The following is a 12,004-nucleotide window of genomic DNA, read 5'->3' as shown; positions in this document are numbered from 1 at the left end:
TCACTTCTCTTTGCCGAACAGGCCGGCAGGACGCACCAGCAGAACGATGACCATGATGACGAACACGACGGTGGACGAGGCCTCGGGATAGAAGACCTTGGTGAAGCCCTCGATCACGCCCAGCCCCAGCCCGGTGAGGATGGCACCCATGATCGAGCCCATGCCGCCGATCACGACGACGGCGAACACCACGATGATCAGGTTCTGGCCCATCAGCGGCGAGACCTGGATCACCGGCGCGGCCAGCACGCCCGCGAAGGCCGCCAGGCCCGCGCCGAAGGCATAGGTCAGCGTGATCATCAGCGGCACGTTCACGCCGAAGGCCTCGACCAGGCGCGGGTTCTCGGTGCCCGCGCGGAGATAGGCGCCGATGCGGGTCTTCTCGATCACGAACCAGGTGGCGATGCACACGACCAGCGAGGCCACGACCACCCAGGCGCGGTAGTTGGGCAGTACCATGAAGCCCAGGTCGGTGGCGCTCGAGAGTGCCTCGGGCGCGTCGTAGGCCAGGCCCGAAACACCGTAGATGGAGCGGAACACGCCCTCGATGAGCAGCGTGAGGCCCAGCGTGAGCAGCAGGCCGTAGAGGTGGTCGAGCTTGTAGATCCAGCGCAGCAGCAGCCGCTCGATCAGCACGCCGAACAGGCCGATGACGATGGGCGCGGCGATCAGCATCACCCAGTAGTTGATGCCGAAATATTCCATCGCCATCCAGGTGAGCACCGCGCCGAGCATGAACAGCGCGCCGTGCGCGAAGTTGATGACGTTGAGCAGGCCGAAGATGACGGCCAGCCCGAGGCTCAGGATGGCATAGAAGGAGCCGTTGACCAGCCCCAGGAGGAGCTGGCTCAACAAGGCGGGGAGGGAAATGGTCATAGGGGATTCAGCAGGCGCGGGCCCGAGCGGGCCCGCGGGGGTCGGTCATTTCCAGAGCGCGCACTTGCTCTCGGCCTTGGTCGTGAAGACCTGGTCGCCCGGCAGCTTGGCCACGACCTTGTAGTAGTCCCAGGGCTGGCGCGACTCGGACGGCGCCTTGACCTGCATCAGGTACATGTCGTGCACGAAGCGGCCGTCGGCACGCACCGTGCCCTTGGCGTAGAAGTCGTCGATGGGCATCTTCTTGATCTGCTCCATCACCTTGTCGGCATCGGTGGTCTTGGCCGCCTGCACCGCCTTCAGGTAGGTCATGGTGGCCGAGTAGTCGGCGGCCTGGATGTCGGTGGGCATGCGCTTGGTCTTGTCGAAGAACTTGCGGCCGAAGGCGCGCGTGCGTTCGTCGAGGTTCCAGTCCCAGCTGGTGGTGAGCAGCAGGCCCTCGGTGTTCTTCAGGCCCAGGCTGTGGATGTCGGTGATGAACACCAGCAGGCCGGCCATCTTCATCGACTTGGTGATGCCGAATTCCTTGGCCGCCTTGATCGCGTTGATGGTGTCGCCGCCGGCGTTGGCCAGGCCCAGGATCTGCGCCTTGGAGTTCTGCGCCTGCAGCAGGAAGGACGAGAAGTCGGAGGCGTTGAGCGGGTGCTTGACGCCGCCGACCACGGTGCCGCCCTTCTCCTTCACCACCTTCGCGGTGTCGGCCTCGAGCGCGGCACCGAAGGCGTAGTCGGCGGTCAGGAAGAACCAGTTCTTGCCGCCCTGCTCCACCACGGCGCCGCCCGTGCCCTTGGCCAGCGCGACGGTGTCGTAGGCGTAGTGCACGGTGTAGGGGCTGCACTGCTCGTTGGTGAGCGCCGAGGTGCCGGCGCCGTTGACCACGAACACGCGCTTCTTCTCCTGCGCCACCTTGGCCATCGCGAGACCCGTGCCCGAGTTGGTGCCGCCGAACAGCATGGTCAGGCCCTGCGTGTCGATCCACTCGCGCGCCTTCGAGGCCGCGATGTCGGCCTTGTTCTGGTGGTCGGCGGTCAGCAGTTCGATCGGCAGGCCGTTGACCTTGCCGCCGAAGTCGTCGATGGCCATCTGGATCGCCACCGCGCCATTCTTGCCCTCCACGTCGGCGTAGAGACTGGACATGTCGGTGACGAAACCGATCTTGACCTTGTCCTGCGCCTGGGCGGCGCCCGCCGCCACGAAGGCAGTGGCGAGCAGACAGGCGGAAGCGATGGCGCTGCGTTTCATGGTGGTGATCCTCGTGGTGGTCTCGTGTTCTTCGGCGGGGCGGTCTCAGGCGCTCTTCACTTCCAGAGCGCGCACTTGGTTTCGGCCTTGGTCGTGAAGACCTGGTCGCCCGGCAGCGTCTTGAGCACCTTCAGGTAGTCCCAGGGCTTCTTCGACTCGGCCGGCGACTTCGCCTCCACCAGGTACATGTCGTGGATGAAGCTGCCGTCGGCGCGGATCTGGCCCTTGCCGTAGAAGTCGTCGATCTTCATGCTCTTGAGCTGCGCCATCACCTTGTCGGAATCGGTGGTCTTGGCGGCGGCCACGGCCTTCAGGTAGGTCATCGTGGCCGAGTAGTCGGCGGCCTGCACGTCGGTCGGCATGCGCTTGGTCTTCTCGAAGAAGCGGTTCGCGAACTTGCGCGTGTCGTCGTTCAGGTCCCAGTACCAGCTGGTGGTGTGCAGCAGGCCTTCGGTGTTCTTCAGGCCCAGGCTGTGGATGTCGCTGAGGAACACCAGCAGGCCGGCGGTCTTCATGGTCTTGTTGATGCCGAATTCCTTGGCTGCCTTGATCGCGTTGATGGTGTCGCCGCCGGCGTTCGCCAGGCCGAGGATCTGCGCCTTCGAGTTCTGCGCCTGCAGCAGGAAGGACGAGAAGTCCGAAGCATTGAGCGGATGGCGCACCGAGCCCACCACCGAGCCGCCCTTCTCCTTCACCACCTTGGTGGTGTCGGCTTCGAGCGCATGGCCGAAGGCGTAGTCGGCGGTCAGGAAGAACCAGCTCTTGCCGCCGCGGTCGACCACCGCCGCGCCCGTGCCCTTGGCCAGCGCGACCGTGTCGTAGGCGTAGTGGATGGTGTAGGGGCTGCACTGCTCGTTGGTCAGCACCGAGCTGCCCGCGCCGTTGTTGAAGTACACGCGCTTCTTCTCTTCGGCCACCTTGGCCGTGGCCAGCGCCACGCCCGAGTTGGTGCCGCCGAAGACCATGGTCACGCCGGCGGTGTCGATCCATTCGCGCGCCTTCGAGGCGGCGATGTCGGCCTTGTTCTGGTGGTCGGCGGTCAGCAGCTCGATGGGCTGGCCCAGTACCTTGCCGCCGAAGTCGTCGATGGCCATCTGGATGGCGGTGGCGCCACCCTTGCCTTCGAGGTCGGCGTACAGGCTCGACAAGTCGGTGACGAAGCCGATCTTGACCTTTTCCTGGGCCTGCGCGCCGGTGGCTGCGAGGGCGAGGACGGCGATGGCACCTGCGATGAGGCCGAGTTTCTTTTGCATGCGAAGTCTCCTGAAAGAATCTTTGTGAGATGAGGACGGGAACGTCGGGGTCTTGTGGACGGGAGGGGAAAGGGATTCAGACGCCCAGCAGCTCGTTGAGCACGGGCATCTTGGCTTCGAGTTCCGCGGCGCCGAATTTCTCGACGATGCGGCCGTGCTCCATCACGTAGAAGCGATCGGCCAGCGGCGCCGCGAAGCGGAAGTTCTGCTCCACCATCACGATGGTGTAGCCCTTGGAACGCAAGGTCGTGATCATTCGCGCCAGCGCCTGCACGATCACCGGCGCCAGGCCTTCGGAGATCTCGTCGAGCAAGAGCAGCTTGGCGCCCGTGCGCAGGATGCGCGCGACCGCCAGCATCTGCTGCTCGCCACCCGACAGCCGCGTGCCCTGGCTGTGGCGCCGCTCCGCCAGGTTCGGGAACATCGCGTAGATCTCGTCGACCGACATGCCCTGCCCCGCGCCCTTGAGCTCGGGCGGTAGCATCAGGTTCTCCTCGCACGACAGGCTCGCGAAGATGCCGCGTTCTTCGGGGCAGTAGCCGATGCCCAGGTGCGCGATGCGGTGCGTGGGCATCGCGATCGTCTCCCGGCCATTGACCTCGATGCTGCCCTTGCGCGCGCCGGTCAGGCCCATGATCGCGCGCAGCGTGGTCGTGCGGCCCGCGCCATTGCGGCCCAGCAGCGTCACAACCTCACCGGGTTGCACGACCATGTCGACGCCATGCAGCACATGCGATTCGCCGTACCAGGCCTGCAGGCCCTTGATCTCGAGTGCGGCGGTCATCAGTGCGCTCCCTGCAGTTGGCCGTCGGTGGTGCCCATGTAGGCCTCCATGACCTGCGGGTTCTTCGAGACTTCCGCGTAGGGGCCTTCGGCCAGCACCGCGCCACGCTGCAGCACGGTGATGGTGTCGGCGATGGTCGAGACCACGCTCATGTTGTGCTCGACCATCAGGATGGTGCGGCCCGCCGACACGCGCTTGATCAGCTCGGCCACGCGATGCACGTCCTCATGGCCCATGCCCTGCGTGGGTTCGTCCAGCAGCATCAGCTCGGGTTCCATCGCGAGCGTGGTCGCGATCTCGAGCGCGCGCTTGCGGCCATAGGGCAGGTTCACGGTCTGCTCTTCGGCGAGTTCTTCGAGGCCCACCTCCGCGAGCAGCTCGCGCGCCCGGGCGTTGAGCGGCTCGAGCGACTTCTCGCTCTTCCAGAAGTGGTACGAGGTGCCCAGGCGGCGCTGCAGCCCCAGGCGCACGTTCTCCAGCAGCGTGAGGTGCGGGAACACGGCCGATATCTGGAACGAGCGGATGATGCCGCGCCGCGCGATCTGCGCGGGGCGCTCGCCGGTGATGTCCTGGCCGTTGAACAGGATCGTGCCGCTGGTGGGCTCGAGGAACTTCGTGAGCAGGTTGAAGCAGGTCGTCTTGCCTGCGCCGTTGGGGCCGATGAGCGCGTGGATCGAACCGCGCACGACCGAGAGGTTGACCTTGCTGACCGCGGTGAAACCCTTGAATTCCTTGGTGAGCTGGCGTGTTTCGAGAATGACGTCGCTCATCTCGCGAAGCCGCCCGGGTAGTGACCGAAAAAGTCTGTCATGCGTTTGTTCTCACAGCGCCACCATCGAGCGCGGACCGATTGTTGGGGGGCGCCTCTCGCTTGCATACTGGGGCAAATGCCTATGCTGCAGTGCAACCTTCTCGAACGGTGACGCATGTCCGGCATGCATGCCATCGGCACACTGTCGCCGCAACGACAAAGCATGTGCACCGCAGCATGGCGCGCGCACGCGACCGCTGCTTTTTCGCGCGCACTTCCGAACTACATCGCGGCTGCATCGCCCGCGGTCCATCGGCGACAGGCAGGTGGCTTCGGCCCGCGCGCGCCGACCTTCGCGATTCGCACAAGTCTTGTGCGGCGGCGCATCTACACCGGCACGCCCGTGCTTCGTACGCTTCGGTCTTCTTCAGTCACACAGAGAAGTCCATGCAGCATCCCAGCATCCGCACGCTCACCGGCGCGCAGCCGACCACCCGCCTCGATCCCGCCACCACGGCGCTGATCGCGATCGATTTCCAGAACGAGTACTTCGACGGCCGCATGCCGATCCCCGATGGCCTGCCGGCGCTGCGCCAGGCCCGACGGCTGATCGAGGCGGCGGACCGACATGCGATGCCGGTGTTCCATGTGCAGCACCTCGCGCCCGCCGACAGCCCGATCTTCGCGCAGGGCAGCGCGGCCTTCGACATCCATTCCGAGCTGCGCCCCGACGCGCGGCACGCGGTGCTGACGAAGGCGACGCCGAGCGCCTTCGCGGGCACCTCGCTCGATGCCGAGCTGCAGGCACGCGGCATCCGCACCTTGGTCCTCACCGGCCTCATGACCCACATGTGCGTGTCGGCCACCGCCTTCGATGCCGCGCCGCGCGGCTACCAGAACCTGATCGCGGGCGATGCCTGCGCGACGCGCGACCTCGACCTGGAGGACGGCGGCGTGCTCGGCCATCGCGAACTGCATCGCGCGGCGCTGCGCGGCGTGTCGGACGTGGTGGCCGAGGTGCGCTCGACCGATGAGTTGCTGCGGCTGCTCGATCAGCCGGCGCCGTAACGCGCCGCCGCGAAATCGACGAAGGCGCGCACCTTGGGCGACAGGTGCCTGTTCTGCGGATAGAGCGCGTAGAGGTTCAACGCCGGCTGGCTGAAGTCCGGCAGCACGCGCACCAGCTCGCCGCGCGCGAGCTGGTCGCGCAGCAGGAAGGCCGGCGAGAGCGCGAGCCCGGTGCCGGCCAGCGCGGCCGTGCGCAGCACGATGCCGCTGTTGGCCTGCAGCCGGCCGCCGACCTCGACCGTGTGCACGCTGCCGTCGCGCGCGGTGAAGCTCGGCTGCCCGGCCTTGCCCGCGAGCGAGTAGTTGAGGCACTCGTGCGCCGCGAGGTCGGCGGGCACGACGGGCGTGCCGCGCCGCCGCAGGTAGTCGGGCGAGGCCACCCACCACTCCTCGAAGCTGGCGAGCCGCTTGACGATCAGCGTCGAATCCGACAGCGCGTAGGCCAGCCGCAGGCCCACGTCGAAGCCCTCCTCGATCAGGTCGACGAAGCGGTCGTTGCACACCAGGTCGACCCTGAGCTGCGGCTGCGCTTCGAGAAAAGCCGGCAGCCATTGCGCGAGCGCCTCCAGGCCGAAGGACATCGGCGCGTTGATGCGCAGCAGGCCCGTGGGCTCGACCTGATGCCGTGCGACGGCCAGCGCCGCGGCCTCGAGCTGGTCGAGGATCTGGCGGCTGTGCTGGTAGTAGGTCTGGCCGGCCTCGGTGAGCGCGAAGCGGCGCGTGGTGCGGTTGAGCAGTTGCACGCCGAGCGCGGCCTCGAGCTGCTTGACCTGGCGCGAGACGACGGTGTGCGAGACATCCATGGCCTCGGCCGCGGCCGTGAAGCCGCCGGCCTCGACCACGGCGCGAAATGCCTTCAAGGCGGCGAACTGATCCATGCGCGCGACTGTATGCGAACAAAACCCCCGGGCCTCTTGCGAAGCCCGGGGGTCGATGGGAGATGTGGCGAGCGCGGGCTCAGTGCGCGCCGGCCGCCGCGTCGCTGCCCGCGCCGCCCGATTGCGGCCGTGCGAACCACACCAGCGGAATCAGCAGCAGGAACAGCACGGCCGACGCATAGAAGATGTCGTTCGAGGCCAGCATGAAGGACTGCTGGTCGACCAGGCGATTGATCTGGCCCATCACCTGCTCGGTGCTGAAGCCGTTGCTCGCGAGGCCCGACATCGCGCTGGTGGCGGCGATGTTGCCCTGGTTGATCGACTCCGCGAGCTGCGCGTGGTGCAGCGTCGCGCGGTTCTCCCACAGCGTGGTGGCGATCGAGGTGCCCATGGCGCCGGCCGTGATGCGCAGGAAGTTCGACAGGCCCGAGGCGGCCGGGATGCGATCGGGCGTGAGGCCCGAGAGCGTGACCGTCACCAGCGGGATGAAGAAGAACGCCATCGCGATGCCCTGGATGAAGGTCGGGATCATGATGGTCCCGAAATCGGCCTGGGTGTTGAAGTTCGACCGCATCCACAGCACCAGCGCGAACACCAGGAACGAGAAGGTGGCGTAGCGGCGCGGGTCGACCTTGGCGATGGTCAGGCCCACCACCGGCGACAGGAAGATCGCCAGCAGCCCCACCGGCGCCATCACCATGCCGGCCTGCGTCGCGGTGTAGCCCATCCATTGCTGCAGCCACAGCGGCAGCAGCACCACGTTGCCGAAGAACAGGCCGTAGGCCACGGCGGTGGCGACCGCGCCCGACCAGAAGTTGCGGCGCTTGAACAGCGACAGGTCGACCACCGGATGCTTCTCGGTCAGCTCCCAGATCAGGAAGAAGGCGAAGCCGACGACGGCCACCACCGCGAGCGTGACGATCTGCGCCGAGTGGAACCAGTCGAGCTCCTTGCCCTTGTCGAGCATGAGCTGCAGCGCGCCGACCCAGATCACCAGCAGCGCGAGGCCGATGGCGTCGATCGGCACCTTGTGGGTCAGGCTCTCGCGCTTGCGGTACAGCACCCAGGTGATGGCCGCGGCGACGATGCCCACCGGGATGTTGATGTAGAAGATCCAGGGCCAGGAGATGTTGTCGGTGATCCAGCCGCCGAGCAGCGGCCCCATCACGGGCGCCACCAGCGTGGTCATCGACCACATGGCCATCGCGAGGCCGGCCTTGGCGCGCGGATAGCTCGACAGCAGCAGCGTCTGCGACAGCGGGATCATCGGTCCCGCGACGAAGCCCTGCAGCGCGCGGAACGCGATCAGCGTGGTCATGTTCGGCGCCAGGCCGCACAGCAGCGAGCTGATCATGAACAGGATCACGCTCGCCACGAACAGGCGGACCTGGCCGAAGCGCTGCGTCATGAAGCCGGTGAGCGGCACCGCGATGGCATTGGCCACCGCGAAGCTGGTGATGACCCAGGTGCCTTGCGTGGTGCTCACGCCAAGGTCGCCCGAGATGGCCGGCAGCGACACGTTCGCGATCGACGAGTCGAGCACGTTCATGAAGGTGGCGGCCGAAAGCGCGATCGTCCCCCACACGCGGGCGGAGCCCTCGAGCGGAGGCGGTGCGACGTAGGCGGGTGCGGCGGCGGTGGCCATGGTTCAGCGCGACAGCGGTCGGAACGAAAGCGCCGTGGCGATCAACCGGGCTGGCCTTGCGCGGGGATCTGCGCGGCCGAGGCCGGCGAGATCGCGGGCGCGGCGCGGTTGGCGGGCACCGAAGGCACGTGCACCGCCTTGGCGGTCGCGCTGTTGCCGAGGTTGGCGGCCACGATGCGGTCGACCTCGGCGTCGGCGCCGCGGTCGAGCTGGCTGTAGACCTGCGTCTGCGTGAGCGCGGCGGCGCGCGGCGCGTCGGCCAGCATCTTGCCGGCCTTCTGCGTGATGTCGACCTCGACGTCCATCGACAGGCCGATGCGCAGCGGATTGGCCTTGAGCTGCTCGGCGTCGAGCGCGATGCGCACCGGCACGCGCTGCACCACCTTGATCCAGTTGCCGGTGGCATTCTGCGCGGGCAGCAGCGCGAAGGCGCTGCCGGTGCCCACGCCGAGGCCGGCGACCTTGCCCGTGTACTCGACCTTCTTGCCGTAGACGTCGGCGGTGAGCTTCACCGGCTGGTCGATGCGGATGTTGCGCAGCTGCACTTCCTTGAAGTTGGCGTCGACCCACAGCTGGTTGAGCGGCACGATCGACATCATCGGCGTGCCGGCCGCGACGCGCTGGCCGAGCTGCACGGTGCGCTTGGCGACGTAGCCGTCGACCGGCGCGGGCATGGCGACGCGCTGCGTGGCGAGATAGGCCTCGCGCACCTTGGCGGCGGCGGCCAGCACGCTCGGGTGCTCGGCCACGCTGGTGCCCTCGGTCAGCGACTGGTTGCTGGCGAGCTGCTCGCGCGCGGCGATCACGCCGGCCTGCGCCGCGGCCAGCGCGCTCTTCGCGTTGGCGAGCGTGGTCTCGGCATGGTTGAGTTCTTCCTTCGACACCGCGCCGTTGCCCGACAGCGCGCGGCGGCGCTGCAGGTCGTCCTGGGCCTTGGCGATGTCGCTCTGCGCCTTGACGATGTCGCTCTGGCGCAGCGTGACCTGCGCGGCCAGCGAGCCGTTGTTGGCGTACAGCGTGCGGGTCTGGCGCACGGTCTGCGCGAGCGCGGCCTCGGCCTGTTCGAGCGCGACCTTGGCATCGGCCGGGTCGAGCTGCACCAGCGGCTGGCCGGCCTTCACGTAGTCGGTGTCGTCGGCGTTGATCGCCATCACGGTGCCGCCGATCTGCGGCGTGATCTGGATCACGTTGCCCTGCACGTAGGCGTTGTCGGTGTCCTCGTAGTGGCTGGCCACCAGCCATTCGTAGAGGCCCCAGCCGCCACCGACCACGACCACCGCGGCGGTGAGCGCGGTGAGTGCGCGGCGGCGCTTGCCGTTGCCTGCTTCGGGGACCGCGGCGGAGGAAGGAGCAGCGGTGGTCTGTGTGTTGTTGTCGCTCATGATGGTCTTTCCGGATTCGAAAGAGAGATTCAGTGGGTCGCGGCCGACGGGGTCGCGGATGCCGTGGTGGTGGCGCCGGAAGCGGCGCTCGCGGTGTTCGACGGGGGCTGCCAGCCGCCGCCGAGCGCACGCGCCAGCGCGACCTGGGTGTCGAGCGCGCGCGCGGCGAGGTCGACGGCGAGCCGGCGCTGCGCCAGCACCGAGGTTTCGGCGGTCAGCACGTTGAGGTAGTTGCCGAGGCCCGCGCGGTAGCGCTGCACGGCGATGTCGTAGGCGCCCTCGGCGGCCGTCTGCGCGGCGCGCTGTTCGGCCTGCTGGCGCCCGATCGACTGGATGCTGGTGACCTGGTCGGCCGCGTCGCGCACGGCATCGATCACGGTGGCGTTGTAGCTCTCGACCGCGGCATCGAGGTCGGCCGACTTGCCGCGCAGGTTGGCGCGCAGCTGGCCGCCCTCGAAGATCGGCAGGTGGATCGCCGGGCCCACGCCCCACTGCTCGCTGCCCGACTTCAGCAGCTTGCCGAAGCCCAGGCTCTGGAAGCCGACGAAGGCCGTGAGGTTGACGTTGGGATAGAACAGCGTCTTGGCATTGGCCACGTCGCTGGTGGCGGCCTCGACGCGCCAGCGCGCGGCCGCGATGTCGGCGCGGCGGCCCAGCAGGTCGGCCGGAATGGAGGCCTGCAGGCCGATCGGCTTGACGCCCGCGATCAGCGGCGCCTTGAGCGCGTCGCTGGCGCCGGGCTGGCCCACGAGCGCGTCGAGCGCATGCTTCGCGATCGCGACCTGCTCGTTGAGCGCCTCGATCTGCTGGCGCGCCTCGGGCAGACCGCCTTCGCTCTGGCGCAGTTCGAGCCGGGTGTCGAGGCCGGCCGAGACGCGGTCACGCACCAGCTTCAGGGTTTCGTCGCGCTGCGCCAGGGTGCGCTGCGCCACCGCGAGCTGGTCGTTCAGGCGCGCCCACTGGAAGTAGCTGCGCGCCACGTTGCTCGCGAGCAGCACGCGGGCCGCGTCGGCATCGGCCGCGGCCGCATTGGCGGCGCCGATCGCGGCGTCGAGCGCGGTGCGGTTCTTGCCGAAGAAGTCGAGCTCCCAGCTCGCGCCGAGCTGCAGCAGGCCGACGTTCTGGATCGAGCCGCCCAGCGGTTCGGGATAGATGTAGTTGGTGTTGAACTTCTGGCGCGTGGCGTCGAAGTCGAGCCCGACCTGGGGCTTGAGTGCCGCGCCCGCGACGCCGGCATTGGCCTGCGCGCGCGCGAGGCGGGCCTGCGCGACCTGCAGGTTGGGGTTGCCGGCCACTGCCTGGTCGACCAGGCCGTTGAGCTGCGCGTCGCCGAAGGCCAGCCACCATTGCCTGTCGAGGGCGGGGGCGGCGGCCTTGTCGGCCGAGGCGATGCCCAGCGAGCCGGCATCGCGCAGCTTGGCATGGCCGCCGATGCCGGCCATGTCGGCACAGCCGGCCAGCGCGACCACCAGCAGCGCGGCGGCGACGACGGGGGTGCGGCACAGGGCACGCACGGCGAATGAATCAGTCATTTTTTCCTCCACGGGCCGCGAGGGCCTGTGCGTTGTCGAGGATGCGGCGCAAGTAGGACTTGAGCTGCCCCCATTCATCGGCGGTGAAGTCCGCCAGCAATTCGTTCTGCACGCGGCTCAGGACGTGGGGCACTTCCTTGGCGGCCGCGCGGCCTTCGTCGGTGAGCTCGATGTTGACCACGCGCCGGTCTTCGAGCGAACGCACGCGCCGGCACAGGCCCTTGGCCTCGAGCCGGTCGAGCAGGCGCGTCATGGCGCCGGTGTCGAGCTCGCAGGCGCGCGCCAGTTCGGCCACCGTGGTGGCCGCGCCGATGTGCAGCTTGTAGAGCGGCACCCACTGCGGATAGGTCGGGCTGCCGGGCTCGCACATGCGGGTTTCCACCGACTGCGCCACCGTCGTGACGATCCGGCGCATCAGGTAGCCGATGCTTTCCTCGGTCGAATACGACTCCGCCCGGTAGAAATCGGGCGCACGACGCACCTCGTCCGGTGCAACCGGAGCGTCATCGGGAGCAGTGGCATCGTTCATGGCCCGAATATTAGCTGCCATGGCAATTATTGTCAAGGCGACCTTTGTGAAGGCAAAGGTTCTC

11 protein-coding genes are annotated in these 12,004 nt (G+C 67.9%); 1 reads left to right on the top strand and 10 read right to left on the bottom strand.

Annotated elements, in window-relative coordinates:
- The 5 genes from AC07RM_RS22120 to AC07RM_RS22100 form a co-directional block, all read right to left on the bottom strand.
- On the bottom strand, positions 1 to 876 hold the full coding sequence (locus AC07RM_RS22120) for a branched-chain amino acid ABC transporter permease (RefSeq protein ID WP_203201892.1): 876 nt from the start codon (positions 874 to 876) through the stop codon (positions 1 to 3).
- A 45-nt stretch (positions 877 to 921) separates the two neighbouring features.
- Entirely contained in the window at positions 922 to 2,118 is a 1,197-nt protein-coding gene (locus AC07RM_RS22115; RefSeq protein WP_093356153.1) for an ABC transporter substrate-binding protein, read from the bottom strand.
- Positions 2,119 to 2,174: 56 nt separating this feature from the next.
- On the bottom strand, positions 2,175 to 3,371 hold the full coding sequence (locus AC07RM_RS22110; protein ID WP_492714555.1) for an ABC transporter substrate-binding protein: 1,197 nt from the start codon (positions 3,369 to 3,371) through the stop codon (positions 2,175 to 2,177).
- Between the two features lie 76 nt (positions 3,372 to 3,447).
- A complete protein-coding gene (locus AC07RM_RS22105) occupies positions 3,448 to 4,155 on the bottom strand; it encodes an ABC transporter ATP-binding protein (protein ID WP_431509544.1) in 708 nt (235 codons plus the stop codon).
- A complete protein-coding gene (locus AC07RM_RS22100) occupies positions 4,155 to 4,925 on the bottom strand; it encodes an ABC transporter ATP-binding protein (RefSeq protein ID WP_208513586.1) in 771 nt (256 codons plus the stop codon). Before AC07RM_RS22100 ends, AC07RM_RS22105 begins: the two co-directional genes overlap by 1 nt.
- A 428-nt stretch (positions 4,926 to 5,353) precedes the next feature.
- Here AC07RM_RS22100 and AC07RM_RS22095 point away from each other — a divergent pair, with 428 nt between their 5' ends.
- Positions 5,354 to 5,974, top strand: a complete 621-nt coding sequence (locus AC07RM_RS22095) for a cysteine hydrolase family protein (protein WP_495335879.1) — start codon at positions 5,354 to 5,356, stop codon at positions 5,972 to 5,974.
- Here the strand turns inward: AC07RM_RS22095 and AC07RM_RS22090 are convergent.
- From AC07RM_RS22090 to AC07RM_RS22070, 5 genes are all read right to left on the bottom strand, one after another.
- A complete protein-coding gene (locus tag AC07RM_RS22090) occupies positions 5,959 to 6,852 on the bottom strand; it encodes a LysR family transcriptional regulator (RefSeq protein ID WP_495335878.1) in 894 nt (297 codons plus the stop codon). The two genes, AC07RM_RS22095 and AC07RM_RS22090, sit on opposite strands and share 16 nt — an antisense overlap.
- A 79-nt stretch (positions 6,853 to 6,931) precedes the next feature.
- The gene (locus tag AC07RM_RS22085) at positions 6,932 to 8,497 is read right to left on the bottom strand and encodes a DHA2 family efflux MFS transporter permease subunit (protein WP_093339330.1); all 1,566 of its coding nucleotides are present in this window, start codon (positions 8,495 to 8,497) and stop codon (positions 6,932 to 6,934) included.
- A gap of 41 nt (positions 8,498 to 8,538) precedes the next feature.
- Positions 8,539 to 9,879 (bottom strand): HlyD family secretion protein, encoded by a 1,341-nt coding sequence (locus tag AC07RM_RS22080; protein ID WP_093339332.1) that lies wholly within the window; start codon positions 9,877 to 9,879, stop codon positions 8,539 to 8,541.
- Between the two features lie 29 nt (positions 9,880 to 9,908).
- Positions 9,909 to 11,411: an efflux transporter outer membrane subunit gene (locus AC07RM_RS22075; RefSeq protein WP_495335877.1), complete on the bottom strand. Its 1,503-nt coding sequence runs from the start codon at positions 11,409 to 11,411 to the stop codon at positions 9,909 to 9,911.
- Positions 11,404 to 11,940, bottom strand: coding sequence for a MarR family winged helix-turn-helix transcriptional regulator (locus AC07RM_RS22070; protein WP_093339337.1), 537 nt, complete (start codon positions 11,938 to 11,940; stop codon positions 11,404 to 11,406). The genes AC07RM_RS22075 and AC07RM_RS22070 overlap by 8 nt, the downstream gene beginning before the upstream one ends.
- Positions 11,941 to 12,004 lie beyond the last annotated feature (64 nt).

The sequence above is a fragment of the Variovorax sp. GW821-FHT09B05 genome (genome assembly GCF_059418265.1).
This window is presented reverse-complemented; position numbering and strand designations above follow the sequence as displayed.

What these genes read in the sequence shown, in the direction of transcription:
- AC07RM_RS22080 (WP_093339332.1), bottom strand. Translation starts at nt 9,879, where the DNA reads ATGAGCGACAACAACACACAGACCACCGCTGCTCCTTCCTCCGCCGCG.
- AC07RM_RS22115 (WP_093356153.1), bottom strand. Translation starts at nt 2,118, where the DNA reads ATGAAACGCAGCGCCATCGCTTCCGCCTGTCTGCTCGCCACTGCCTTC.
- AC07RM_RS22075 (WP_495335877.1), bottom strand. Translation starts at nt 11,411, where the DNA reads ATGACTGATTCATTCGCCGTGCGTGCCCTGTGCCGCACCCCCGTCGTC.
- AC07RM_RS22090 (WP_495335878.1), bottom strand. Translation starts at nt 6,852, where the DNA reads ATGGATCAGTTCGCCGCCTTGAAGGCATTTCGCGCCGTGGTCGAGGCC.
- AC07RM_RS22085 (WP_093339330.1), bottom strand. Translation starts at nt 8,497, where the DNA reads ATGGCCACCGCCGCCGCACCCGCCTACGTCGCACCGCCTCCGCTCGAG.
- AC07RM_RS22095 (WP_495335879.1), top strand. Translation starts at nt 5,354, where the DNA reads ATGCAGCATCCCAGCATCCGCACGCTCACCGGCGCGCAGCCGACCACC.
- AC07RM_RS22105 (WP_431509544.1), bottom strand. Translation starts at nt 4,155, where the DNA reads ATGACCGCCGCACTCGAGATCAAGGGCCTGCAGGCCTGGTACGGCGAA.
- AC07RM_RS22070 (WP_093339337.1), bottom strand. Translation starts at nt 11,940, where the DNA reads ATGAACGATGCCACTGCTCCCGATGACGCTCCGGTTGCACCGGACGAG.
- AC07RM_RS22120 (WP_203201892.1), bottom strand. Translation starts at nt 876, where the DNA reads ATGACCATTTCCCTCCCCGCCTTGTTGAGCCAGCTCCTCCTGGGGCTG.
- AC07RM_RS22110 (WP_492714555.1), bottom strand. Translation starts at nt 3,371, where the DNA reads ATGCAAAAGAAACTCGGCCTCATCGCAGGTGCCATCGCCGTCCTCGCC.
- AC07RM_RS22100 (WP_208513586.1), bottom strand. Translation starts at nt 4,925, where the DNA reads ATGAGCGACGTCATTCTCGAAACACGCCAGCTCACCAAGGAATTCAAG.